General features: G+C 41.8%; 31 protein-coding genes. 17 read left to right on the top strand and 14 right to left on the bottom strand.

Features of this window, described 5'->3' with window-relative positions; translation table 11 throughout:
* Nucleotides 1–5 precede the first annotated feature (5 nt).
* Both VFC49_RS03370 and VFC49_RS03365 read left to right on the top strand, forming a co-directional pair.
* Nucleotides 6–1,046, top strand: coding sequence for an NAD(P)-dependent glycerol-1-phosphate dehydrogenase (locus VFC49_RS03370; RefSeq protein ID WP_324736619.1), 1,041 nt, complete (start codon nt 6–8; stop codon nt 1,044–1,046).
* A gap of 29 nt (nt 1,047–1,075) precedes the next feature.
* On the top strand, nt 1,076–1,504 hold the full coding sequence (locus VFC49_RS03365) for a UPF0179 family protein (protein WP_324736169.1): 429 nt from the start codon (nt 1,076–1,078) through the stop codon (nt 1,502–1,504).
* Nucleotides 1,505–1,513: 9 nt separating this feature from the next.
* On the opposite strand, the gene VFC49_RS03360 is transcribed toward VFC49_RS03365, so the two are convergent.
* From VFC49_RS03360 to VFC49_RS03340, 5 genes are read right to left on the bottom strand one after another with little or no spacing between them, the layout of a single operon-like run.
* Nucleotides 1,514–2,509, bottom strand: a complete 996-nt coding sequence (locus VFC49_RS03360) for a biotin-dependent carboxyltransferase family protein (protein WP_324736168.1) — start codon at nt 2,507–2,509, stop codon at nt 1,514–1,516.
* On the bottom strand, nt 2,506–3,183 hold the full coding sequence (gene pxpB / locus VFC49_RS03355; RefSeq protein WP_324736167.1) for a 5-oxoprolinase subunit PxpB: 678 nt from the start codon (nt 3,181–3,183) through the stop codon (nt 2,506–2,508). The genes VFC49_RS03360 and pxpB overlap by 4 nt, the downstream gene beginning before the upstream one ends.
* 4 nt (nt 3,184–3,187) lie before the next feature.
* Nucleotides 3,188–3,565, bottom strand: a complete 378-nt coding sequence (locus VFC49_RS03350; protein WP_324736166.1) for a PIN domain-containing protein — start codon at nt 3,563–3,565, stop codon at nt 3,188–3,190.
* A complete protein-coding gene (locus tag VFC49_RS03345) occupies nt 3,552–3,743 on the bottom strand; it encodes an antitoxin family protein (protein WP_324736165.1) in 192 nt (63 codons plus the stop codon). Before VFC49_RS03345 ends, VFC49_RS03350 begins: the two co-directional genes overlap by 14 nt.
* Nucleotides 3,744–3,776: 33 nt before the next feature.
* Nucleotides 3,777–4,541 (bottom strand): 5-oxoprolinase subunit PxpA, encoded by a 765-nt coding sequence (locus VFC49_RS03340; protein WP_324736164.1) that lies wholly within the window; start codon nt 4,539–4,541, stop codon nt 3,777–3,779.
* 59 nt (nt 4,542–4,600) lie between these two features.
* On the opposite strand from VFC49_RS03340, the gene VFC49_RS03335 reads away from it, so the two are divergent.
* The gene (locus VFC49_RS03335; RefSeq protein WP_324736163.1) at nt 4,601–5,092 is read left to right on the top strand and encodes a type II toxin-antitoxin system VapC family toxin; all 492 of its coding nucleotides are present in this window, start codon (nt 4,601–4,603) and stop codon (nt 5,090–5,092) included.
* On the opposite strand, the gene VFC49_RS03330 is transcribed toward VFC49_RS03335, so the two are convergent.
* The 6 genes from VFC49_RS03330 to VFC49_RS03305 form a co-directional block, all read right to left on the bottom strand.
* Nucleotides 5,079–6,971, bottom strand: coding sequence for an alpha-mannosidase (locus VFC49_RS03330; protein ID WP_324736618.1), 1,893 nt, complete (start codon nt 6,969–6,971; stop codon nt 5,079–5,081). The genes VFC49_RS03335 and VFC49_RS03330 overlap by 14 nt on opposite strands.
* A gap of 22 nt (nt 6,972–6,993) precedes the next feature.
* Nucleotides 6,994–8,103, bottom strand: coding sequence for a hypothetical protein (locus VFC49_RS03325; RefSeq protein WP_324736617.1), 1,110 nt, complete (start codon nt 8,101–8,103; stop codon nt 6,994–6,996).
* A 94-nt stretch (nt 8,104–8,197) separates the two neighbouring features.
* Nucleotides 8,198–8,593, bottom strand: coding sequence for a hypothetical protein (locus VFC49_RS03320; RefSeq protein ID WP_324736162.1), 396 nt, complete (start codon nt 8,591–8,593; stop codon nt 8,198–8,200).
* Nucleotides 8,571–8,897 carry a hypothetical protein gene (locus VFC49_RS03315; protein ID WP_324736161.1) on the bottom strand — a complete coding sequence of 109 codons (327 nt, stop codon included), beginning with the start codon at nt 8,895–8,897 and terminating at the stop codon, nt 8,571–8,573. Before VFC49_RS03315 ends, VFC49_RS03320 begins: the two co-directional genes overlap by 23 nt.
* A gap of 5 nt (nt 8,898–8,902) precedes the next feature.
* Nucleotides 8,903–9,724 carry a DNA-3-methyladenine glycosylase gene (locus tag VFC49_RS03310; protein WP_324736616.1) on the bottom strand — a complete coding sequence of 274 codons (822 nt, stop codon included), beginning with the start codon at nt 9,722–9,724 and terminating at the stop codon, nt 8,903–8,905.
* Nucleotides 9,721–10,008, bottom strand: a complete 288-nt coding sequence (locus tag VFC49_RS03305; protein ID WP_324736160.1) for a hypothetical protein — start codon at nt 10,006–10,008, stop codon at nt 9,721–9,723. Before VFC49_RS03305 ends, VFC49_RS03310 begins: the two co-directional genes overlap by 4 nt.
* A gap of 144 nt (nt 10,009–10,152) precedes the next feature.
* Between VFC49_RS03305 and VFC49_RS03300 the strand changes: the two genes are divergently transcribed.
* From VFC49_RS03300 to VFC49_RS03275, 6 genes are all read left to right on the top strand, one after another.
* Nucleotides 10,153–11,502 (top strand): nodulation protein NfeD, encoded by a 1,350-nt coding sequence (locus tag VFC49_RS03300; RefSeq protein WP_324736159.1) that lies wholly within the window; start codon nt 10,153–10,155, stop codon nt 11,500–11,502.
* Between the two features lie 3 nt (nt 11,503–11,505).
* Nucleotides 11,506–12,330, top strand: coding sequence for a slipin family protein (locus VFC49_RS03295; RefSeq protein WP_324736158.1), 825 nt, complete (start codon nt 11,506–11,508; stop codon nt 12,328–12,330).
* A gap of 305 nt (nt 12,331–12,635) precedes the next feature.
* Nucleotides 12,636–13,418, top strand: a complete 783-nt coding sequence (locus VFC49_RS03290; protein ID WP_013467300.1) for a septum site-determining protein MinD — start codon at nt 12,636–12,638, stop codon at nt 13,416–13,418.
* Nucleotides 13,415–13,660, top strand: coding sequence for a hypothetical protein (locus VFC49_RS03285; RefSeq protein WP_013467299.1), 246 nt, complete (start codon nt 13,415–13,417; stop codon nt 13,658–13,660). Before VFC49_RS03290 ends, VFC49_RS03285 begins: the two co-directional genes overlap by 4 nt.
* A 128-nt stretch (nt 13,661–13,788) precedes the next feature.
* Entirely contained in the window at nt 13,789–14,040 is a 252-nt protein-coding gene (locus tag VFC49_RS03280; RefSeq protein WP_324736157.1) for a hypothetical protein, read from the top strand.
* Nucleotides 14,041–14,176: 136 nt separating this feature from the next.
* Complete coding sequence (locus tag VFC49_RS03275) at nt 14,177–15,688, top strand: AMP phosphorylase (RefSeq protein ID WP_048159765.1); 1,512 nt, start codon at nt 14,177–14,179, stop codon at nt 15,686–15,688.
* Between the two features lie 11 nt (nt 15,689–15,699).
* Here VFC49_RS03275 and VFC49_RS03270 read toward each other — a convergent pair whose 3' ends face one another.
* Nucleotides 15,700–16,098 (bottom strand): DUF2095 family protein, encoded by a 399-nt coding sequence (locus VFC49_RS03270; protein WP_324736156.1) that lies wholly within the window; start codon nt 16,096–16,098, stop codon nt 15,700–15,702.
* A 61-nt stretch (nt 16,099–16,159) separates the two neighbouring features.
* Here VFC49_RS03270 and VFC49_RS03265 point away from each other — a divergent pair, with 61 nt between their 5' ends.
* The 3 genes from VFC49_RS03265 to VFC49_RS03255 are packed head-to-tail and all read left to right on the top strand — an operon-like array spanning nt 16,160 to nt 18,260.
* The gene (locus VFC49_RS03265; protein ID WP_324736155.1) at nt 16,160–16,603 is read left to right on the top strand and encodes a GIY-YIG nuclease family protein; all 444 of its coding nucleotides are present in this window, start codon (nt 16,160–16,162) and stop codon (nt 16,601–16,603) included.
* A complete protein-coding gene (locus VFC49_RS03260; protein WP_324736154.1) occupies nt 16,600–17,361 on the top strand; it encodes a geranylgeranylglyceryl/heptaprenylglyceryl phosphate synthase in 762 nt (253 codons plus the stop codon). The genes VFC49_RS03265 and VFC49_RS03260 overlap by 4 nt, the downstream gene beginning before the upstream one ends.
* 56 nt (nt 17,362–17,417) lie before the next feature.
* On the top strand, nt 17,418–18,260 hold the full coding sequence (locus VFC49_RS03255) for a M55 family metallopeptidase (protein WP_324736153.1): 843 nt from the start codon (nt 17,418–17,420) through the stop codon (nt 18,258–18,260).
* 2 nt (nt 18,261–18,262) lie between these two features.
* Here the strand turns inward: VFC49_RS03255 and VFC49_RS03250 are convergent, their stop codons facing one another.
* The gene (locus VFC49_RS03250; RefSeq protein ID WP_013467292.1) at nt 18,263–18,502 is read right to left on the bottom strand and encodes a hypothetical protein; all 240 of its coding nucleotides are present in this window, start codon (nt 18,500–18,502) and stop codon (nt 18,263–18,265) included.
* A 531-nt stretch (nt 18,503–19,033) separates the two neighbouring features.
* A complete protein-coding gene (locus tag VFC49_RS03245) occupies nt 19,034–21,346 on the bottom strand; it encodes a DEAD/DEAH box helicase (protein WP_324736152.1) in 2,313 nt (770 codons plus the stop codon).
* Nucleotides 21,347–21,469: 123 nt separating this feature from the next.
* Between VFC49_RS03245 and VFC49_RS03240 the strand changes: the two genes are divergently transcribed.
* From VFC49_RS03240 to VFC49_RS03220, 5 genes are all read left to right on the top strand, one after another.
* Nucleotides 21,470–22,033 carry a NifB/NifX family molybdenum-iron cluster-binding protein gene (locus tag VFC49_RS03240; protein WP_324736615.1) on the top strand — a complete coding sequence of 188 codons (564 nt, stop codon included), beginning with the start codon at nt 21,470–21,472 and terminating at the stop codon, nt 22,031–22,033.
* Between the two features lie 32 nt (nt 22,034–22,065).
* Complete coding sequence (locus VFC49_RS03235) at nt 22,066–22,284, top strand: hypothetical protein (RefSeq protein WP_324736151.1); 219 nt, start codon at nt 22,066–22,068, stop codon at nt 22,282–22,284.
* Between the two features lie 64 nt (nt 22,285–22,348).
* A complete protein-coding gene (locus tag VFC49_RS03230) occupies nt 22,349–22,825 on the top strand; it encodes a NifB/NifX family molybdenum-iron cluster-binding protein (RefSeq protein WP_324736150.1) in 477 nt (158 codons plus the stop codon).
* A gap of 101 nt (nt 22,826–22,926) precedes the next feature.
* Nucleotides 22,927–23,226, top strand: a complete 300-nt coding sequence (locus VFC49_RS03225; RefSeq protein ID WP_324736614.1) for an antibiotic biosynthesis monooxygenase — start codon at nt 22,927–22,929, stop codon at nt 23,224–23,226.
* 86 nt (nt 23,227–23,312) lie between these two features.
* Nucleotides 23,313–23,885, top strand: coding sequence for a DUF998 domain-containing protein (locus VFC49_RS03220; protein ID WP_324736613.1), 573 nt, complete (start codon nt 23,313–23,315; stop codon nt 23,883–23,885).
* Nucleotides 23,886–23,890 lie beyond the last annotated feature (5 nt).

Raw genomic sequence — 23,890 nt, 5'->3', positions numbered from 1 at the left:
TGGTCATGCACTTAATGGAATTACCTCGCGAGGTTCTTCTTGGAGAAAATTTGAAAGATAAGGTCGGGGAAGTTGCTAAAAGGCTAAAATTAGGCGAAAGAGTGCTGATTCTTTACGGGCCCAAAACTAAAGAGATTGCTGGAAGGGAGGTTAGGCATCACTTAAAAGAGAGCTTTGATGTTCACAGTTTAACAATCAAAAAAGCTTCAATGAAAGAAGTTGAAAGAACAATCAAGAAGATAAAAAATGAGAATGTTCAATGGGTCGTTGCTGTCGGCGGTGGAAGCATAATTGACGTTGCCAAACTTGCCTCATTCAGGAGTGATATTCCGTTTATCAGCTTCCCCACAACTGCTTCTCACGACGGCATAGCAAGCGCAAATGCTTCAATTAAAGATCTCAATGCCAAGACTTCGATAAAGGCAAAGCCACCGATAGCTGTTATTGCCGATGTAAAAGTCATCAAAACTGCTCCATACCGGTATCTTGCGGCGGGAGTTGGGGACATGATTTCCAACTTAACGGCAGTAAAAGACTGGCAGTTAGCACATAAACTCAAAGGAGAGTATTACAGCGAGTATGCAGCTTCTCTTTCTTTAATGAGTGCCAAAATGGTGATAAAGAACGCTGACATCATAAGACTTGGTAATGAAGAAAGCGTTAGGAAAGTAATAAAAGGGTTAATTTCAAGCGGCGTTGCCATGAGCATAGCCGGCTCTTCAAGACCAGCAAGCGGAGCTGAGCATCTTTTCAGCCATGCCTTGGATTTAATTGCCCCTAAGCCAGCTCTGCACGGTGAGCAGTGTGGTGTTGGAACGATAATTATGGCTTACCTCCACGGACTGAAGTGGCAGAAAATTAGAGAAACCTTAAAGAAGGTCAACGCTCCAACAAATGCATATGAATTAGGCATTGATCCGGAGTATATTATTGAAGCTCTAACCATTGCACATACAATCAGACCTGAGAGATACACCATCTTGGGAAAGGATGGTTTAACGCGAGAAGCAGCTGAAAAAGCTGCTAAAATCACTGGAGTTATTTGACTATCACCATTCACATAGGAGGTGTCAGAATGGTAATCACGTTAGTTGGTGAAAAGTTAGCTAAACCTGGTGTTGAATTCATTTATTACGGCCCAGCTGACCCATGCAAAACCTGCAGGCTCGCAAGGGTCTGCGTTGGGAACTTGGAGCCGGGAAGGAGGTACAAAGTGGTACGAGTAAGGAACATAGAGCACTCCTGCCCCCTTCATGAAGGAAAAGTCAGAGTCGTTGAGGTCGTTGAGCCTTCCATAGAGGTGGCAATAGAGCCCAGGCTTGCAATAGTTGGTTCAAAGATTAAAATTAACTTTGTTGAATGCGATGACCCAGAAAAGAAGGATGTAATCAGACCAGAAGGACTTTTTGAGGGCGATGCTGTTAAAATCCTCGAAATTGTCGGTGAAATCGAGTGCAACGGTAAAAAATACAAAGTGGTCAAAGTTATGAGGGAAAAAGAGTAGTTCTCTTTTCTATTTCTCTTTTTCCACAAAAACCATGAACTCTTCTCCAAGCGCTTTTATCTTGTAACCTCTCACTTCTCCATCAAGAAGGCGCTTGATGCTTCTGAATAAAAATTCCCTCTTTCTAAGCAGCTCTTGGGCTTCTTCCACATTTATTGCTTTGAATCTCAGCTTTCCTCCTGCTCTTGTTTGGGCAACCTTTGGCACATCAACCCTCGCAACTACCCCAATTTTTGCATAGCCTCCTGTTGTCTGTCTGTCGGCGAGCATGATTATCGGCTTCCCGTTGGCTGGAACCTGAATAGCTCCCAAAGGGATTGCATCAGTGATTATATCTGCCCCTTTTTCGGAGTGCTCTATCTCTGGACCTTCCAAACGGTAACCCATTCTATCTGAATTTGGCGTGACTTCATAGGTTGAGCTTAGAAAAGTTTCAATACCTTTTTCTGTGAAATGTTCAAGCTGGGGGCCCAGAATAACCCTAATCTCGCCTTCGTTTGAGTAGCGCGGGATTAATGGTTCTGGCAGAACTTTCCCTTCTTTTCCTGTCAGAATTGCATATCCGAGCTTGAGCTTATCTCCCTGCTTCAAAGCTCTCCCAAGCTTTGCCCTTAAATAAGTTGAGCAGCTTCCGAGGATTTTGTCACACAAAATCCCGCCGGCGAATGCTATATATCCATAAACACCGCTCTTTAGGATTCCTATCTCAAGAACATCTCCCCGCTTAGCCCAGTGGCTCTGCCAGGGTTCAATCGGAATTCCATTTAACCTTACATCAACATCCCCAGCAACTGCAAAAACTGCTGAGGAGTGGAATCTTATGGTGGGACCTTTTAAGACAAATTCGATTAAAGGGGCGTTGTCACGATTCCCAACGAGGTAGTTAGCCAAGCGCGCACTCACTTCGTCCATGACTCCGCTAACGGGGATTCCAAACTTCTGGTAGCCGTATCTTCCAAGGTCTTGGATTGTGATGAGGGAGGGAACATCAATGAGCTCAATCATTTCTGCTCGCCCCCGTGGAGTTCCCAAAACTCTTCCTCACTTATCGGCACGAACTTGACGTAATCACCCGGCTGTAACAGAGTTGGTGGCTCCTTCTCCGGAGTGAAAAGTCTCAGAGGTGTTCTCCCAATCAGTCTCCATCCGCCGGGGCTTTCTATGGGATAAATGCCCGTTTGCTTTCCAGCTATGCCAACACTCCCCGCTGGCACTTTCAAGCGTGGCTTTTCTAAACGAGGAGTTGCAACTTTTTCATCCATTCCCCCAAGATAAGCAAATCCTGGCGTAAATCCAAGCATGTAAACTCTGTAGAGCGGCTTTGAGTGAATTTCGATGACATCATCAACAGTTAATCCATTGTGCTTTGCTACGAACTCAATATCTGGTCCAAATTCTCCACCATAGACTGTTGGGATTTCTACAATCCTTGGCTTTTCCCCTTTTGGTTCCGCTGAGAGGAAGGGCTTAATGGCATCGAGGGCTTCTTGATAGCTGAGCTTGAGTGGGTCATAATACACATAGATGCTTGTATAGGTGGGAACAACTTCAACAAGCCAATCTGGAGAGGCTTTTTCTATGGCACTGGCAACTGCATGGACTTTTTTGTTAATCCCCTCGTCTATTCTATCCCCAAAAATAATAACCAAAGCAGAGTCTCCTGCAGGCTTGAACTGCATAGAATCACCTGTAGTTTGGTTTTAGAATTTTTAAACCCTCAACTTTTTCAAAATGTTTTGTATTGTAAGTTACCACTGTTAATCCATTGTGAATTGCAGCTGCAGCGATCAACGCATCAGCTAGGCCAATTTGATAATCCCTTCTTATTGCTCCTCCCAGAATGGCAATTTCTTGGGTTAGGGGTATTACCTCAAAATGAGACAGAAACCTTAAGATTTTCTCATGTTTTACTGGATCTCTTGTCTCTTTCCCTGAGAATATTTCTGCCATGCTGATAACTGAGAGAAAGAGTCCATCTTTTGATAAGTCTAATAGGAATTCCTTTGATCCCTTAATGCCTCTAAGGATGTCAATTATTATATCGGTGTCAATAAGATACATTTCTATCCCACTCTTTTCTCAGTTCTCTGACATCAATATCCTCGCTGAGTATTCCAAATACCTCCTCCAAATCCCTTTCAAAATCCTTGATTATCACCAGTTTAACCCTCTTTGGAGCTTTTACTTTCTTTAGAGGTTTAAACACTCCATTTTCATAAACTGCCTCTATTATCCCCATCTTTTTCCCTCCATTCCCTATTATTGTTGATGCTTAAATAACCTTTCTCATTGGCACAATCTTGACTCCCTCTTCCTCTAAGCGCTTTCTGATGTATGCTGTGATCTCGAGGGCTTTTGGATTGTCACCGTGGACGCAAATTGTGTCGGCTTTAAGCTCAATCCACTCACCGTTGATTGCTTTAACGCCACCATCCTTGACCATTGAGATTACCCTTTCTGCTATAAGCTCCTTATCGTGAATTACTGCACCTTCCTTGCTCCTTGGAACTAAGGTTCCATCTGGGTTGTAAGCCCTGTCGGCAAAGACCTCGTGGGCAGCTTTAAGCCCCATCTCTTCAGCAATCTCCAAGGGCTTTGAGAGTGAGAGCCCTACAAAAATCAGCTTTTTGTCAAAATCTGCTATTCCCTCAAGAACCCCCCTTGCAAGCTCTTCATCTTTGACTAAAGCATTGTAGAGAGCTCCATGGGGTTTAACATGCTGCAGAGTTAAGCCCTCTGCTTTAACAAACGCATACAAAGCCCCAATTTGATAGAGAATATAGTTCTTCGCTTCCTCTCTTGTTATTTTCATATATCTTCTGCCAAAGCCGAGTAAATCAGGATAGCCCGGATGGGCACCTACTTCAACGCCATTTTCTTTTGCAAGCTTTACGGTTTTTCTCATTACCAATGGGTCTCCAGCGTGCCAGCCGCATGCAACGTTGGCTGATGTGATGTATTTCATAACTTCTTCGTCCATGCCGAGTTTGTATCTCCCAAAGCTTTCACCAAGATCAGAATTGAGGTCAACTTTCATAAGCATCACCAAAAATATATTGGGGGATAAAGCTTTAACCCTAACGTTGAACTTTTATCATGCTCATCATTGATGCTGCAATATTCATTCAGGGAATCGATGTCGAAGGATACACAACCCCTAAGGTGATTGAAGAAGTTAAAGACCCAGAGTCAAAGCTTTTTTTGGAGAGTTTGATCAGTGCTGGCAAGGTAAAAGTTTTGGTACCTTCAAAGGAAAGCATTGAGGTTATTAAGACGAAAGCCCTCGAGACCGGGGAATTAGATGAGCTGAGCGAAGCGGATATTGAAGTTCTTGCCCTTGCTTATGAACTAAAAGCTGTCCTTTTTACTGATGACTATAATCTCCAGAATATTGCCAAAATCCTTGGAATAAGGTTTAAAACCCTTAAAAGAGGCATAAAGAAAGTAATCCGCTGGAGATATGTATGCATTGGATGCAACAAGAAATTTAAACGCGAGCCGCCAGAGGGCATCTGCCCTGACTGTGGGAGTCCTGTTAGGTTGCTCCCAAGAAGGAAGAGCAGAAGAAAAAAGACTAAGAAATCTTAATCGTTTTGATCTCAAAGGGTTTTAGCTTGACTTTTCTACTGACCTTTCCAAGTTCCTTGAGTTCAATCATATCCATCTCAATGCCTTCCCTTGGCAGTTCAACCTCAAGCTCCTCTTTTGATGGATTGTACAGCCTTAAGATATATCCGTTTCCATCTTCTGCTTTCTTCAACGCTCCAACTACCGCATCCGTCCTCATAAAACTGAACTCCTTAGCTTTTCCTTCAACTCTCTTTGCCTTGACAACCCTAAGCTTTGACCAAACTTCCAGTGCCCTCTTGTAAACTTCTCCCTCAAACCAATCTCCCTTGTGAGGATAGATGTAATATGTAAATTCACCCTCTCCTAAGTCGCTCCATGGATTTGGATAAATTGGCGACTTGAGCAGACTGAGTCCAATCTTTGAGTCCCAGTTTGTATAGCCATGCCTTGACGTGCAGATTATAGCAACTCCATAATCACCATCGCAGACATCTGCCCACCTCAGAGCTGGAACCTCAAATTTGGCCTGCTCCCAAGGAGTGTTTCTTACCGCTGGTCTTTCTATTACACCATAAGGGATATCATAGAAAGAGCTCCAGTTGTGTGTGTTGAAGTTGAACCATGCCTTAAGCAGAATTTCCTTGTCCTTCCAGTCGACTTTAGTCTCAAACTCTAATAATTTTGATTCCTTGCGGAGCTTTATAAACTGAGTTACTCCTGAGTTGCCATAGCCTTTGACCACTTTGATGACCGCAATTAATGGACTCTGGTAAACCACCTTAGCTTCTTCAAGAGTCTTGAGCTTCTCACCCTGAATCAGGAAGTCCTCATTTATATCCCAAGCATCCCACATACCTGGCGTATCTATATGTGCCATCAAGACGTTGCTTGTGCTTCTTAATGCCTCTCTCTTATTCTCTTTGTCATAGAGAGAAATTAGTTCCCCATCCTTGTTTATAACTGCCCTTAGATACTCATTTTCGAGTATTATTTTATCCCTCTCATCTCTAACCTTAACCCCTTCCTTAGCTTCAATAGGCTCAAAGAGTTTCCAGCCCAGAGGTGGAGCCTCGAGGAGGTGGTATTCTCCATTAACCTCAACCACCTCTCTCCTCTTCCAGGGCAGGTCATTGAAGACTAAGTCATTGCCTTCCTTCTCAGCAATTCTCTCCAATACACTGTGAATTATTTCCTCCGCTTCTCTGATTACCTTCTTTAAGTCCTCAATAGCCTCATCATAAACTTCCCTTATTGATGAGCCAGGCAGAACATCATGGAACTGATGCAGCAAAATCTTCTTCCAGAGCTTTTCAAGCTCTTCTTTTGGATATTCAACAAGTCCAAGCATTTCAGCTATTGTGCTCCAGATTTCAGCACTTCTCAAAACTGACTCAGCATCAGCCATGTACTTCTTCATCTTAAGGTTGGTTGTATATGTCCCTCTGTGTACCTCAACGTAAAGTTCGCCTTCCCATGTAGGCATATTATCAATGCATGATTTGAGCTCTGCTACATATTCATCCTCATACCCTTTGACCACCTTGGGAATGTGGGGCACTTTGTTCATGTGCTTCATCATTTCAACCATTTCCCATGTAATTCCTCCGCCACCGTCACCATATCCGTAAGCATAAAGCAGGAAGGGAACTTCGTATTTGTTTTTATAGCGCTTCCACTGCTTGTAGAGACTTTTAGCAGTCATTGAAGACTTGTAGCTCATCATAATGTGAACAGGGATTTCTGTCCCATCAATTCCCTTCCATATGAAGGCATGATATGGAAACTCATTCCTTTCATTCCACAGGAGCTTATACGTAGCAAAGACTTCAATCCCGCTCTTCTTCATTATTTGCGGCAGGGAAGCAGAGAAGCCGAATGTGTCAGGGAGCCACCCTATCTTTGCTATTCTCCCGAATTTTTCAAGAAAATATCTTTGGCCGTACAGGAACTGGTCTCACAAGGGATTCACCATCTATAAGCTGAACGTCACTTTCGACCCACATTCCTCCAGCCAATATCCACTTTCCTTCTCGGACATACTTTTTAACTTTCTCAAAGAGTTCTTTGTCAAGTTCCTCAAGCCATTCATAGTACTGGGCTGAGCTTTGGATGTATGTTATTCCATATCTCCTCATGAGTCTCTCAATTGTCGAAAAAGTTCTCAAAATCTTCTGTTTTGTTTCGGCATATGTCCACAGCCAAGCAGCATCTATGTGAGAATGCGCGAAAGCATAAGCTTTGCCGATTTTTGGGAATATCCTTCTCAGTCTGGTAAGTGCATCTTCAAGCTCTTCGAGTATTCTATTAATTTCCTTTAGATAGTGTTCTCTTCTCGGCTTGGGAATATCTTCAATTTTTCCTTTCATAGCACCAATTCCATACACCGCAGAGAGAAACATGTAATCAGGTCTGACATCCCTTACATCAAAGCGTCCAATTTTGAGCTCTTTAATCCCCAAACCTCCATCATGAAGGAGCATCCTTAGGAGAGTTATCTGCTTAATATTCGGAACGCTCTTAACCCGAATAAGGATATCTGAGAGTTCCTTCATTAAAGCTTCTTTCAAATCTTCTTCCTGTATTACTTCAATGAAGCTCACTAAATCAAGAAGTCTTTGAGCTAAGACATAAGGTTCCCACATAATCCCAATGAGCATTGCATAATCAATTTTAATACGCCATTTGTGGTATCCAAACATTGTTAGAGGAGATACTATGAGCTCAAGCTTATGCTTTCCAGGACGAATCGGTATGTAAGTGTGAACATCATCTATTGTTCCATATGCTGTTCCGTCAAGTTTTACTAAAGCATTTCCTTCCATAGAAACTTTTAGGAACCATTTAAGGCCATCGTTGGGGACTTCAATCTCTCTTGAGAAAACAAACAATGCACCTGGCTCAGCTTCTCTCTGGAATGGTAACCTTATGGTTTTTCCTTCAAATTTCCATCTCTCTATAAATTCGTATTTTCTGATAGAAGTAGCCATCAAATCAAATGCCTTTCTCTCAATCTCGGCTAATCCCATCATAGCTACCACACTCCCCCGTAGAAGAAAATAAAGCGTCAGCGCTCATAGGGTTCTTCATCGCTCCGCTTAAATTTACTCATCATCCGCTATAATTTTATCGGATGTAGTATTCAATAAGTTTTCTAAGCTCAAAATTTGGCTTGACCTTTTTCCTTAAAAACCTTTTAAGCTGCGTGTTTTCAGCCAAAAGCCCGCTCAGCTCTATAGCCAAAATTTTGTTGTCTTCACTAACTCCATAGGCTTTATATCTGAGGGGTGCCCACTTCTTTTCAAGTTCATATACCTTTTTTTCGAGCTCTTGCACTTCTTTCTCAAGGTTCTGCACGTCTTCATTGGGGGTTTTAAATTCCCCAGTAAGGATTATCCTTAGGATGTAATCCTCACTAACCTTGTATTTTTCGCTGAGATCTTCTATTTTCTTCCAAAGATCTTCATTAATCTCAACCTCAATTTTTCCAAATCCCCTTTCAGGTTTTATTTTCAAGCGCACGCTTTTTCTCCTCCAGCTCTCTTCTCAAAGCTGCATTTTCTTTTCTTAATTTTTCACTCATCTCACGCATGAACTCTCTATCTTTCAGAGCTTTTTCATAAAACATCTCTAAAGCCTCAAGCTGCTCTTCGATCTCTTTTAGCTTTTCCTCAAGCTTAGCTTTCTTTTCATTAAGAAAGGATTCCCGTTCAGCTTTTAGGGTTTCCTCAGCTTTTTCAAGATTCTCCTCGATTAATTTCATGATTCCCGTCTCGTCGAGCTTTTTAAGCTCTTTGAACTTCTCTTTTGGAAGGATTATTTCCATTGGATTCACCTTTTTCGTTCCATTTCAGTTTTCCTGTCATAACATAAGATGTAAAATGCTAATAGGCTCTTCCACTTTCCATAGGGCTCTATAATTTCTCTCACGTCTTTTTCTTTTACTTCTTTAGTCCTCTTCCCAAAGATTTTGGCAATGCCCCTCCTCAATCCCAAATCTCCAGCCGGATAAACATTCTTTCTGAGCCCATATAAAAGAAAAAGCTCAGCGCTCCACTTTCCAATCCCTCGGAATTTTGTAAGATATTTTATTGCTTCTTGTTCTGTAAACTGTTCAAGGCTTAAATCAAGCTTTCCTTTTAAATGAAGTTCAGTAAGTTCTTTAATGTACCCTGCTCTATACCCGAGCTTCGCTTTCTTTAGCTCTTCAACACTCAGCTCTGCTATATTTTCTGGCTTTGGAAAAACATACAAGCTTCCAATTTTCCTGCCAGCCAACTCAACTAAGTTCCTAATTGTCCTCATTGCAAATTCAAAGCTGACTTGCTGTTGAGCTATTGTCTCAACCAGAGCTTGATACTTATAAGGAGCAGCTGGAACTGTTAGCCCATAGAATTCCTCAATAAGGAATGCAAACTTTGAATCTTGAATTTCGCCATAAAATCTCTCTAAATCTGTATTAAGTCCAAGAATGAATTTAATTTTCTCTTTTGCGTCCTTCTTTTCTTTGGATGAAAGATAATATGGCAGGTAAAAGTTTTCCCCATCAAAACCAACTATGCCATAATCTAAAGCCTGCCAGAATATTCCTCTCTCATATCTCCAAGTTTTGTTCTTTATCATCTCGTGAGTTACTTTTTTGAGGTCTATCATTTCAACCATTGATCAAGTTTGACTGGATTTTCCTTTATATCCTTTAGGGTAGACACATAAAGGCGTTTCCCATCTTGAGAACGTTTGATCTCTAACTCACCCACTTCCTCTAAGAACAGCATAATCTCTTTGATTTCTCTGTCCTTTATTCCAAACTCTTTCCTTAGGAATTCCCAAAATGGTTCTTTATTCGAATACTTTGCCGCACCTCGTATAACCTTCCATGCGATTTTAATTTTTTCATACCCCCTAACAACCCTAAACTTCTTGATTTCCTCTCTCATAATCCATCAGTAAAAAATCTCGCTCCTTCCTTATTAGTTTTTTGAGATCCATGGTCTTCAATATAGATTTAAACGTTAGTGCGGAAATCTGAGAGAAAACTTTAATTAGGTTGAAGAAACAAATTTTATACAAGGTGGTGATAAATGCGAAAAGTCTTGCTGATCGTGGCATTATTCATTCTCCTAACACCTGCACTTGCCCAGGCGAAGACTGTTTATGTGGCTCAAATTAAAGGTCAAATAACCTCATATACTTATGATCAATTTGATAGATACATAAGTGAGGCGGAAAGAGCTAATGCAAATGCCATAATCATCGAGCTTGATACCCCCGGAGGCAGAGGAGACGCTATGCAGAACATAATACAGAGAATCCAAACCGCAAGAGTCCCGGTAATAATATATGTCTATCCCTCTGGGGCCATGGCTGCTTCTGCTGGAACTTACATAGCATTGGGGTCCCATTTAATAGCAATGGCACCAGGGACAGGTATCGGAGCATGCAGACCAATTCTCGGTTATTCTCAAAATGGAAGCATAATTGAGGCACCAGCTAAGATAACAAATTTTTATGTTGCGTACATTAAGAGTCTCGCTGAGGCAAGCGGAAGAAATGCAACAATCGCTGAAAAATTCATAACCGAAGATTTAAGCTTGACTCCTGAGGAAGCGCTGAAATATCATGTGATTGAAGTTATAGCATATGACTTAAATGACCTTCTTAACAAAGCTGATGGAATGAAAACCAAACTACCTGTTAACGGCAAATACGTGACACTTAGTCTAAAAGGTGCTCAGGTAGTTTACCTAAGGCCAACATTCAAGGATCAGCTCATTACATACATAACTGATCCAGTAGTTGCATATGTGCTCTTGACCCTTGGAATATGGGCATTGATTCTGGGATTCTTAAGCCCAGGATGGCATGTTCCAGAAACTGCTGGGGCAATAATGATCGCTCTTGCCATAATCGGATTGGGATATTTTGGATATAGAAGTGCCGGTCTTTTGTTAATATTCCTCGCAATCATCTTCTTCATAGCTGAAGCGTTAACTCCGACCTTCGGTCTCTTTACGGTTGCTGGTTTCATATCGTTTGTTATCGGAAGCATATTCCTATTCAGTGGAGGTGGTGGCGTGGATTATTTAGTAAGCAGAGAAGTCTACAGTCAGCTTAGACTGGTGATAATAACTATAGGTATCCTGCTGGCAGTGTTCTTTGCATTTGGAATGGCTGCAGTGATAAGGGCACACAGAAGAAAAGCACAGACAGGAAAAGAGGAAATGATAGGTCTGACCGGAGAAGTCGTTGAACCTCTTGTTCCTGAAGGAATGATAAAGATTAGGGGTGAACTCTGGAAAGCGGTCAGCAAAACTGGGGAAGAAATAAACATTGGTGAAAAAGTCAGGGTTGTAGGAATGGAAGGGCTAAAGCTTATTGTTGTTAGAGAAAAAGAGAAAAATGTTGAAGAAGAAAGTAAAGGTGGTGAATGAAAAATGGTAAGCTTTATTGGTGGAAACTTTATCGTAACAGCAATTGTTTTGTTGTTTGTTTTGGTATTTTTGGGGTCGGCACTGAAGATAGTCAAGGAGTACGAAAGAGCAGTGATATTCCGTTTGGGAAGGGTCGTTGGAGCAAGAGGTCCTGGTCTGTTCTTCATAATCCCAATATTTGAAAAGGCAGTCATAGTGGACTTAAGAACTCAAGTTTTAGATGTTCCAGTGCAGGAGACAATAACTAAAGACAACGTTCCAGTTAGGGTTAATGCAGTCGTTTACTTTAGGGTAGTTGATCCAATTAAAGCTGTCACACAGGTTAAGAACTTCATTATGGCGACCTCCCAAATTGCCCAGACAACCTTGAGGAGTGTAATCGGTCAGGCACATCTGGACGAGCTCCTGAGTGAGAGGGAAAAGCTGAACAGAGAATTGCAGAGAATTATAGACGAAGCAACTGATCCATGGGGAATCAAGGTGACAACAGTTGAGATAAAAGATGTTGAGTTGCCGAGTGGAATGCAGAGGGCAATGGCAAGACAGGCTGAGGCAGAGAGAGAAAGAAGAGCAAGGATAACACTTGCTGAGGCGGAGAGGCAGGCAGCAGAGAAGCTCAGAGAAGCCGCTGAAATAATTTCGGAACACCCAATGGCACTGCAATTAAGAACACTGCAGACAATAAGCGATGTTGCGAGTGACAAAAGCAATGTTATAGTTCTAACACTTCCTATGGAAATGCTCAAACTCTTCAGGAGTTTAGCTGATACATCGGAGGTAGCCAGGAAGAAGCTTGAGAAAGAGATAGAAGAGAAAGAAAAAGCATGACTGTATCATGTAGTGTCTTAGTGTCTTTCTCTTGTTTCTCTTTTGATATTTTTCGTATTAATTCACAACTCCTTTCTGGGATTAGGTTTTTTCAACCGTTATCTTAATATATATGAGGTGCGAAAGGGTAATGTAGCTCAGAAGCAGCAGAAATTGCCTCAGTACACTGCCTCATCATATTTCTCTGAGAAAAAGTCCAAGGGTTTCCATTGTAACATCCACAATAAAGGGAAAGCTATTTAATGACATGGCGCATATAAGTAGGAAGGGTTTTGATATCAACGGCAAAGATTGGGGGTGTAACCGTGGAAGGAAGATCAATTGTATTTGCTTCTGGTAAAGGAGGAACAGGTAAAACAACAGTGGTTGCGAACTTGGGTGTTGCTTTGGCACAATTTGGAAAGGAGGTTATAGTGATAGATGCAGATATTACAATGGCAAATCTGAGCCTTATTCTTGGAATGGAAGACATTCCAGTAACGTTGCATGATGTTCTGGCAAGAGAAGCCGATCTTAGAGATGCAATATACGAAGGACCTGCAGGAGTTAAGGTCATCCCAGGAGGATTAAGTCTGGAAAAAATTAAAAAAGCAAAGCCCGAAAGGCTAAGGGAATTAATTAGAGAGATATCTCAAATGGGAGATTTTATTCTCATTGATGCACCAGCCGGATTGGAGATTACGTCAGTTACAGCTTTGCTTATTGGTAAGGAATTGATAGTCGTTACAAATCCTGAAATCTCTGCTATTACCGATTCACTCAAAACAAAACTTGTTGCCGAGAAGCTTGGAACACTTCCACTTGGAGCTGTTCTCAATAGAGTTACCAACGAAAAAACTGAGCTCACGAAGGAAGAAATAGAAGCAATTCTTGAAGTACCGGTCCTGGCAATAATACCGGAAGATCCAGAAGTTAAGAGGGCATCGGCATATGGAGTTCCATTAGTTGTTAAAAATCCCACCTCACCAGCAGCTATAGCCATTAAACAGTTGGCAGCAAAACTCGCTGGAATAAGATGGCAGCCACCTGAACCCGAAAGCCCCATTAAAAGGGTGTTTAGAGCACTCTTTGGGGGGAAGAGAAGATGAACGTAATAATTTACGGGATCATTGTTATTCTCTTGATGCTCAATATTGTACTGGCACTTCTTTATCTCTCAGTTAGAAGGAGCCCTTACTATGTGGTCTATGATGAAGAAACAAAGAATGCACTGAAAAGAAGAGTTCTTCATCTCAAAGAGGACTTAGAATCCGAACTTGTGGACTTTGATATTGCCGAATGGGAAAAGACTCTCGAAGAGTCAATTGAAGAGGAAATTAAAAATCTATAGTCCATGTCTCTATTTTAGTTCTATTTTTTCGATACTTTAAAATTTTTATAATTATGTAACTAAAAATTTTACGGCGTTAGTTTTAAAAATATGCTTTTGCTGTTATTATATATTGGAGGTGGGGCGCTATGAAAGTAAAACTGGTATATCCTGAATATCAGATAGAGATAACAGAAAAAGAGGTGTATCTATTCAATGGCAGGCTTATAAGCGCCCCCCTCGATGAGGTGATATATTATGCATATGGAAAGGATGCCGTTCTTCCAGAAGAGTTAAAAAAAGTGGCACATGACGTGCTAAGGGCATTTACCCTCTTCTCAGCAGGATCAAATCTCTCAAAATTTGCATTGCCGAACTTTTCAAAGAGCATTACTGCTTAGAGCATGTCTTTGTTTCTTTACAGATTCTTGTGTCTATTCTTTTCAATAGCTTCAAAGTTTTTCATAAGTTAGTTAAAAATCTTTAAGTAGTGTTTTTTTCAATATGGAGTATTGCCAGCCTTTTGGAGGGAGGAGCATGAAAGCCAAAATAAAAATTCTCGATGTGTATACTGGGAGGTTTGTGGTTGTCATCAACGAGAAGGACGCTAAGAGAGTCAAATTGCATCCAGAAGATTTGGTTAAAATAGAAACTGGCAAGAAAACAGTGTATGGAGACGTTGTGATAAGCAACATGGTTGAAGAAGGAGAAATTGGACTGAGCAAGGATGTTCTTCAAGTGCACAGCTTTTCTCAGGGTGAAATTGTCAACATAGCCCCAGCGGGAACTCCAGAAAGCATACGCTACATAAAGAAGAAGATGCATGGAGCAAAGCTGAGAAAAGTTGAGATTGAGAGCATAATTAAAGATATTGTTGATAGAAAGCTCAGAGAAATTGAAATCAGTGCATTTGTCACTGCCCTTGAGGTCAATGGACTTGATATGGATGAAATAGCATGGCTCACCGTTGCAATGGCAGAGACAGGTGATATGTTGGACATAGACAGAAAACCAATTATGGACGTCCACAGCATTGGTGGAGTCCCAGGAAACAAGACAAACATCCTTGTTGTTCCAATTGTTGCCGCCGCTGGATTAACAATTCCAAAGACATCATCAAGAGCTATCACAAGTGCGGCAGGAACAGCTGATGTTGTTGAAGTGCTTACAAATGTCTCTCTTAGCCTGGATGAGATTAAGAGAATCGTTGAAAAAATTGGTGCTTGCCTCGTGTGGGGAGGAGCATTGAACTTAGCCCCGGCTGATGACATAACAATTAAAGCAGAGAGAGCCCTAAGCATTGATCCAAGAGGATTAATGCTTGCGAGTATTATGTCAAAGAAGTATGCAATGGGTTCTCAGTACATTTTAATTGACATTCCAACCGGTAAGGGAGTCAAAGTTGAGACAATGGAAGAAGCAAGGTCATTAGCAAGAGACTTCATTGAGCTTGGAAAGAGATTGGGACAGTATGTTGAGGTTGCAATAACCTATGGTGGACAGCCAGTTGGACACACAGTTGGCCCAGCCCTTGAAGCTAAGGAAGCACTGCAGACACTTATGACCGGAAAAGGTCCTGGAAGCCTCGTTGAGAAGGCAACGGGTCTGGCTGGAATTCTCTTAGAAATGGGTGGTGTTGCACCAGCTGGAATGGGTAAGAAGATGGCAAGAGAAATTCTCGAGAGCGGAAAAGCATATCAGAAGATGAGGGAAATCATCGAAGAACAGGGAGGAAATCCAGATATTAAACCAGAGGAAATCCCAATTGGAGACAAAACATACACATTCACAGCACCAACAAGCGGATATATAACATTTATCGACAACAAAGCTATAACAGGAATTGCAAGAGCAGCTGGAGCACCTGAGGACAAGGGAGCTGGACTTGAGCTTTATGTTAAGGTCGGAGAGAAAGTAAGGGAAGGAGATCCATTGTTCAAAATTTACGCAGAAAGTGAGGCAAGACTTGAGCAGGCAATTGTCTACGCAAGAAGAACAGAGCCAATAAGAATTGAGGGTATGGTCTTACAGCGAATAGGGAATATCTAACTTTCCCCTTTTTAATGCTTTCCGTGTCTTTCGTACCAGCCCCACTCTTTCTTTGGCCCGAAAGCCCTAACTCCTTTCTTAACAAGGGTAATCCTTAAGTCTTTAGCCATCTCATGAGTTATCTCGCCTCTTTCCTCAAGCCAGTTAATAATCTCTAAAGCCTCTTCATCGGTTTCGCACCTTCTTAAGAAATCAATTACTGTAGGATTATATCCTGAAAAGTCTATCTTTTCTTCTTCAAACTCCTCCTCTTCAAGAACTTGGAATTCGTCTACACGATAACCTTCGATAACAATGCCCTCCCTCTCTTCGAGCTCTTCAGCTAAGGCAGGGAATTTTTCTCTAAACTCCTCCTTATCATATTCTTGCCAAGCAAATTCATCCACAGGTTTCTTCTTTTTCTTATCCATTAATTCCACCTAATAATGGGTTGGAGGTTGGTTTATAAAACCTTCTTTGTAAGGTGGTATTATGAGAGGTTCATATTTCTTAGTCGTTAAAGTCGAAAGAGACATAATTGTACGAACCAAAAGAAAAGAGTTCCCTCTTAAAGCAGGATATTATGTTTATGTAGGCTCTGCAATGAATTCCCTTGAGAAAAGAGTTGAGCGACACTTTAGAAAAGATAAAAATCTTCACTGGCATGTTGATTTTCTTCTTAAAGAATCCGAGCTTCTGAGAGCCTACTTAATTCCAAGTGATGCAAAAATTGAAGAAAAACTATCAATGGAGGTCTCTAAATTTGGAAAGCCCATTAAAGGATTTGGAGCAAGTGATTTAAGAATAGGTTCAAATCTCTATTATTTCAAAGATGAACCGGATAAAATCTTAACCAGTATCCTCCGAAAATTGGGGCTGAAGTGGAAAAGTGTTAAAAGTCCCAATGAAGTTAGAAAATTGGAGGGAGAGAAATGAAGCTCAAGCTCGGAAAGGTTGAATCATACATTCACGAAAAGCTTGAAAAAGAAAAGCTGCACTTTGTTTTGCTTGATCCGGATGATGTCTCACCAGAAGAAGCTTCAAAAATAGCTCAGATGTGTGAAGAAGTTGGAGCAGATGCAGTAATGGTCGGGGGCTCAACTGGTGCTGAAGGCGAGGTTCTTGATGAAGTAGTCAAAGCAATAAAAGAAAGCTCCTCTCTGCCCGTAATACTCTTCCCTGGTTCTCATGGGGGGATTACTAAATACGCTGATGCAATCTTTTTCATGAGCCTTCTCAATTCGAGAAATCCATTCTTTATTACGGGTGCTCAAGCTTTAGGTGCATTTACCGTAAAAAGGTATGGAATTGAGCCGATTCCCATGGCATATCTCATCATAGAGCCGGGTGAAACTGTTGGCTGGGTTGGAGATGCAAAACCAATTCCCAGACATAAGCCAAAAATAGCTGCAGCTTATGCTTTGGCTGGCCAATATTTGGGAATGAGATTAGTATACCTCGAGGCTGGAAGCGGTGCACCAAAGCATGTTCCAAATGAGATGATCAGAGTTGTCAAGAGCGTTATTGATGTCCCACTCATCGTTGGAGGTGGGATAAGAACTTATGAAGATGCCAGAGAGGTTGCCCAGAGCGGAGCAGATATCATTGTTACTGGGACAGCTATTGAAAAGGCTGATTCTTTGGAAGAAGCAAGAAAGAGGCTTGAGAGTTTAATCAAGGGGATCAAGAGCTAATCTTATTACCACAAAACTTTTCTTTTACCGTTTCGATATTTATCTTGGTGATGCAAATGAAAGCCTTTATCTCCATAGATTTAGAGGGCATGCCTTTTGTCGTCAGCAGAGAGCATCTCTTTGTTAAAGGAGCCTTATATAATGAGGCAAGAAAGATAGCAACCAAAACAACGTTGATTGTTGCAGAAGCGCTTCATGAAAAAGGTTTTGAGGAAATTATAATAGCAGACAGTCATGGTCCTATGGTCAACCTCTTAGTTGAAGAACTGCCAGAATATGTTGAACTTGTGAGAGGATTTCCAAGACCTTTAAGTATGGTGGCTTTTGCTAAGGGGAGTGATATAGCAATGTTCTTGGGTTACCATGCAAAAGCTGGAACCTCCTATGCAACCTTTGATCACACTTACAGTGGTGCGGCAGTTGATTATTTCGAGATAAACGGAGTTAAAGTGAGTGAGTTTTTGCTCAACAGCTACCTTTTGGGCGAATGGGGCATTCCAGTTGTTCTTGTTGGTGGAGACGCAAAGCTGATTGAAGAAGATGTGAAAAGCTTCACCCCCTGGGCTGAGGGCGTTGTGTTTAAAAACGCTCTATCAAGATACTCAGCCAAAAGCCTAAGCTTGGCGAAGCTTGAAAAGGAGTTAAGGGAAGCAGTAGATAGAGCTGTTGAAAAGTTTAAGCGTGGAGAAGCTAAACCGCTAAAAACAGAAAAACCAGTAAGGGCTAAGCTTCGCTTCTTGGGAAGTGAGATGGCAGATGCAGCTGAGCTTTTGCCCACTGTGAAGAGACTTGATGGAAAAACTGTGGAGTTTGAAGCAAAGAATGTAGAAGAGGCATACAAGCTCTTTGAGCTCTTAGTGTTTGCAGCGGCAGGGATTAGAGCGATAGTTCAGCGTTAAAGTTAAGCCTCAGCCAAGACTTTGAAGCTTATTTTCCCTTCTTTTATGATCCTCTTTAAGTCTTGAAGAAGTTTTTGAACGTTTTCAGTCTCAACTTCCATTCTTATTTCACTTATTCCAGAGGCTGTGGGCGGGAAGAAGTGTATATCCTTAATTTTACCCCTAACCCTATCACATAATCTGCTTAGAACTTTCCCTCTTTTGTCATATGGTAACCTGATGTCTAATTCAACGATTTTCATACATACCACCACTTTATTCTAAGAGAAAAGCCTTATATAATCTTTTTCATAAACCGTGATTATTACCCTCCCTTATGAATATTCCCAGTGGTTATGAAAAAAGCTTAAGTTTGAATGTGTGAAATTTATAATGCCCCGGGCAACCGTGGGGAATGAGCGCGAAGGCGAGCCGTGAGTTCCCTCCGCTCCCCCGGGGCACATTTTCAGCCCTTTGCTTCGCATGTTGGGACAAAGTCCCAACACGTCGGGAAGCTTCGCTTCCCACGAAGCGCTGGCGGAAATATTCAAACTGTCTAAGTGACATATTTTAAGATTGCATTCGAGTTTCAGTAGGACTTATTTTGTTTGAATTTACTTCTTCGTACCATTTTTAGGTAGAGTTTCTGAAAACTGACGCCCTTTGTGCATCTAAAAATGCGGACTCAAGTAAAACTCTACTTGGGGTGAAATTCATCGTAAGCCCGCTACACTAAGAGGAATGCACTGAAATTCTATCTCTTTTAGAGCTACTTAGACATTATTGATCAAACGCTACTCCTCCTCCAGGTACGGAGCTGTTATTACTTTTCTAATCTCCCTTGCTATTTTCTCTCCAATGCCTTCAACTTCCATGAGCTCGTTTTCTTTTGCTGTGAAAACCCTTTCAACGCTTCCAAAATGCCTAAGCAAACGCTTCGCTAAAGTTGCTGAAACATAGGGCAAGCCTTCAACTATCAGCCTCTGCCTATCCGCTAAAGTCAATGCCTTTTTCTCGCTCCTAACAGCAACTTCTTTTTTCCTCTCCTCCTGCTCTCTCTTTGCGATTAAGTATATGAACTGTGCTGTCTCCTTAGCATCAGTAGAAAATAGGATTGGCACGCCCCAGTCAATGGTTACGGCAGCTAAAGCCCCTCTAATTGCATTGGGATGAACATTCCTAATCCCATAAAGCTGCCCCTCAATGATTATCACAGGCCTCGCATATGCCTCTGTTAATCTCTTCACTTGGTCAAAGAGACGACCGTCAATTATAGATTGAATGAAATCATTCGCTGACTTTCTCTCAACGGCTACATCCTCGCTGACTATGTAATCACCGACATCCAGAGTTTTGACTTCAATATGGGCGCCAAGTTCCTTAAGATACTTAGGCACTTGACTCTTCAGCTCACGGGAATCAACATAGATAACAATTCCTTTAGGCTTTTTCACAAAAATTGGCTTAACTGGAAGTTTCTCATAAACCTCCTCCTTTGAAACTTCGGCTTTCTGATGTTCTTTCTCTTCTTCAGCAATAATCTCCCCTTTTCCTTCCTCCTTTTTGGGCTTGACAAATCCCAAAAGGGAAGCTTGTCTTTCTTTTTTAACCATCTCACTCACCTTCTTAAGGACGGCAATCATCTGCTTTTCTTTGTGTCTTGAACTCCAGTAGTATGCTTCGTCCCTCGTTCCTTTTGCCATTAAAATCACAACTCTGCCAGGTTTGTGCCTTCCGGTTCTTCCTCTTCTTTGTATGCTTCTAATTGCTGAGGGTACCGGCTCATAGAATACAACCAAATCTACTTCTGGAACATCCAGACCTTCTTCACCAACACTTGTGGCTACCAGAACATTGAATATTCCTTGAGAGAAGAGGTCAAGGATTTCTTTCTGCTTCTTCTGGCTCATTCCCTTGTCATTCTCTCTGCTTGCTTGTCCAACGAAGCGTGAAACTTTAATCCCCATATCAACTAACTCTTTAACTATTTTCTTTGCAGTATCCCTATAATTCGTGAAAACAATTATTTTTGAGTTGGGTTTTTTCTCAAGCTGCTCTTCTATAAGCTCCTTTAGCTTGTCCATTTTTGGATGATCCAATCCTAAATCTCTGGCTTGAATTAAAAGTGATATTGCCTTCTTCATTCTTGGATCGCTCATGAGCTCTTTGTTTGATTTCATTTGCCTCTCTTCGTAGAGCCTTTTTAGATAAGCTCTCAGTGCTGTTAATCCCTGCGTCTCCAAAAGCTCAATGGCATGGTGAAGCTTCATAGCTTTAGCTTGATAGAGCATGAGTTTTCCAACTTCATAATTGCCTTTTGCAACTTCAGCATTGATTATTTGCCCCGCTTTGAGGACGTCTTTCTTTGGTATGTCTGGAGAGTAGGAATCCACCAAGCCAGCTTCGGCCAAAGGTTTTAGGGCATCTTTAAGCATTTCCCTCAGGAGCTTTCTAACTTCTTTATAAATCCCGGGCAGTTCAACTTTAATCCACTCAAATCTTATGCCCTGAACATAAGGTCTAACATCTAGAGAGCTTTCAGTTCTCACTTCGACATGCTCGATGTACAAATTCTTTAGAACTTGTCTTATTTTTTCCTCATCATTACCTGGTGAGGCGGTTAGACCCAAAATGAGGGGATGTTTTGCCTGTTGCATATATTCTCTGGCAATGTAAACATATGCGTAGTTTCCAACAGCCCTATGGGCTTCATCAAATACAAGCAGAACGACATCTTCTAAGCTTATTCTCCCAACGAGGAGATCATTTTCAATCGTCTGGGGAGTTGCCGTGATGATTATGCTCCTCTCCCAGATTTTGGCTCGCTGCTCTGGGGAGAGCTCACCAGTTAAAACGTTGATTTTCTCAGGGTGCAGGTTAAAAAGCCTAACGAAGCTTTCTCTGTGCTGAAGAGCAAGGGGTTTTGTGGGAGCAAGCATTAGAACCTTCCCACCGTATTTTGACAGTCTATAATCAGCAATCATCATTGCAATGAGTGTTTTTCCTAAACCGGTTGGGAGAACAATTAGGCTATTCTTATCCTTACACTTTGCATAGATGACTTCTTGGTAGATACGAGGTTGGATTAAATCTCTCCGCAAGTACATGGCTATCTCAATTATCTTCTCTCTTCGTATTTATAAACCAGTATGTTAGGTCAACCGAAAAGCTTTTAAGATTTTGTGCATATGCACAAAATAGAAAATTGGGAGGTGATGAGCATGGTGAGTATGAAAATTGCGGTTCCAAGCTCAGCTAATGGTGGATTAGAGGACACAATTGCACCAGTTTTCGCCAGAGCACCAGTTTTCACTATAATTGAAGTTGAGAATGGTGAAATCAAGAACGTAAAAACGATTCAGAATCCAGCAGTTAGTGCTCCCAGTGGAGCGGGTCCAATGGCTGTGCAAATGCTCATAAATGAAGGCGTTGATGCAGTTATTGTTCCCCAGCTTGGGCCAAACGCTTTAGGAGCAATCCAAGCAGCAGGAATTAAGATTTACACATTCCCACCAGGAATACCAATTAGAGAAGCCGTTGAGAGCGTAATCAAGGGCGCTCCTCAAACGATTCAGCCTCAAGTTACGGCACCAACATATCCAGTTCCGTCAGCACCAGCCTATGGGCCAGCTTACCCGCCAGCTTATGGCTTTGGCTACGGTTGGGGTAGAGGCCGTGGTTGGAGCAGAGGATGGGGAAGAGGCGGAAGAGGCTGGGGTGCTCGCTTAGGATACTGCCCGTGGACGGGAATGCCCAGCAGGAGAGCACTTAGGTGGCTTTATGGCTGGTGGTGATTTCCTATTTTTCCATATTTTGAGGTGATAAAATGCCGAGATGGATAAGTGGAGGCTATGGAAGGGGGTATAGAAGAAGCTTATGGAGCTTTAGAAGATTTGGTGGATTCTTTGGAATTGTGGACTTTTTGTTCATAGTTGCGATACTGTACGTCTTAATTAAGCTGTTCCTCGTTGCAGCGCCGTATGTGATAGCCCTGGTAGTTCTGCTTCTGCTGAGGGAGCTTTTAAGACTGAGAATGTGGGTTTAATATGTTTTTGCATATGCAAAACTTTTTAAGTTAGGCTGTCCTAATTTGGAGCGGAGGTGAGAATATGAAAATTGTTGTAGCAACCATAAAAGGTGGACTGGATGACTCTGTAAGCCAAGCCTTTGGGAGAGCTCCAACATTCACGATTGTTGATGTTGATGAGAACGGAAACGTAACGAATATTCAGGTGGTTCAAAATCCCGCTTACAGTGCTCCAAGAGGTGCGGGTATTCAGGCAGCTCAATTTTGTATAAATGAAGGTGCGGATGTTGTTATAGCTGGGCAGTTTGGTCCAAATTCCTCACAAGTTCTTCAAGCTGCGGGCATAAAGTTTGTCTCAGCACCACCAACTATGACAGTCGAACAAGCTGTTCAGGCTTATCTCAGAGGAGAATTGACACAGCCAATTCTTGGAGCTGAAGGTGGTGGAATTGGTCCAGGAAGAGGCATGGGTGGAGGTTACGGTAGAGGAATGGGAAAAGGTCGAGGAAAAGGAATGGGACGTGGTATGGGTAGAGGACGTGGTGTGAACGAGTGGTGAAACAAGCTTTTCTCTTTCTTTTTACTGAGAGTAATAACGTTGTGGCATTAGTTTTAAATACCTCAAGCCTATAGGTAAACTGGGTGATATTTTTGGCTATTATGAGGTTGTGGCATGGAAAAGTTCCAATTGCAAAAGCTGACGAATATGAGAAGTTTTTGATTGAAAGAGCGGTACCAGATTATAGCTCTGTTGATGGTTTGATAAAACTTTATTTCACGCGGAGAGATGAAGAAGAGGTGGCACATTTCCTTCTCGTAACCATCTGGGACTCAATGGAGTCAATTAAAAAGTTCGCGGGCGAAAATCCTGAACTCGCAAAGTACTATCCGGAAGACGACGACTTTCTACTGGAAAAGGAGAAATACGTTCAGCAGTATAGGGTGTTTTATGAGAAGTAGTGTATGCTGAACTTAAACCCCTGTTGGGAGTTTTAATAGGCGTTAGGGTTTATAGGTAGAAGGTGAATATTAAACCAGTGATACCAATGAGAAGAAGCCAACAACTGGCTGGTCTCTGTGCACCGTTGATCGGATTAGGTGGGATATTCACAGCAATAGTCATACATCGCTCTTGGTGGAGCATCACAAATAATGCTATAAGCGATCTCGGAAAAGTTGGTCTGCCTTATAACTGGGTGATGAATGTTCCACTTATAGTTGCGGCGATTTTGGGTATCTATTATGCTTTAGGGCTTTTCAAGAAGGCAAAACACCCTACAATGAAGCTTGGAATCTGGATTTTTATCCTTGGCTTGATATTCCTGGCGGGAATTGGAATTTTTCCTGAAGGGACTTCCCTTCACTACTATGTCAGCTGGGGTTTCTTCATTACGGCAAGTTTTGGGATGCTGGTGGCTGGGGTTGGGTTATATCTTGGAGGAGAGAAACAACTTGGGATGATAACTGCCATAATATTCGTTCTCAGCTGGATCCTTGGTCTTTGGGCAATGAAAGTCTTTAGAGGAGTGGCAGTTTCAGAGTTCATAGGCATCTTTGGGATAATGGGATGGCATTACATGGTACTTGCAAAAATCTTAAAGGAAGAGAAGAAAGTATGAGGGGT

It is taken from the genome of Thermococcus sp. SY098 (assembly GCF_035621495.1).
GTDB lineage: Archaea > Methanobacteriota_B > Thermococci > Thermococcales > Thermococcaceae > Thermococcus_B.
The sequence above is the reverse complement of the archived record's forward strand: the minus strand, read 5'-3'. Positions and strand labels throughout refer to the sequence as shown.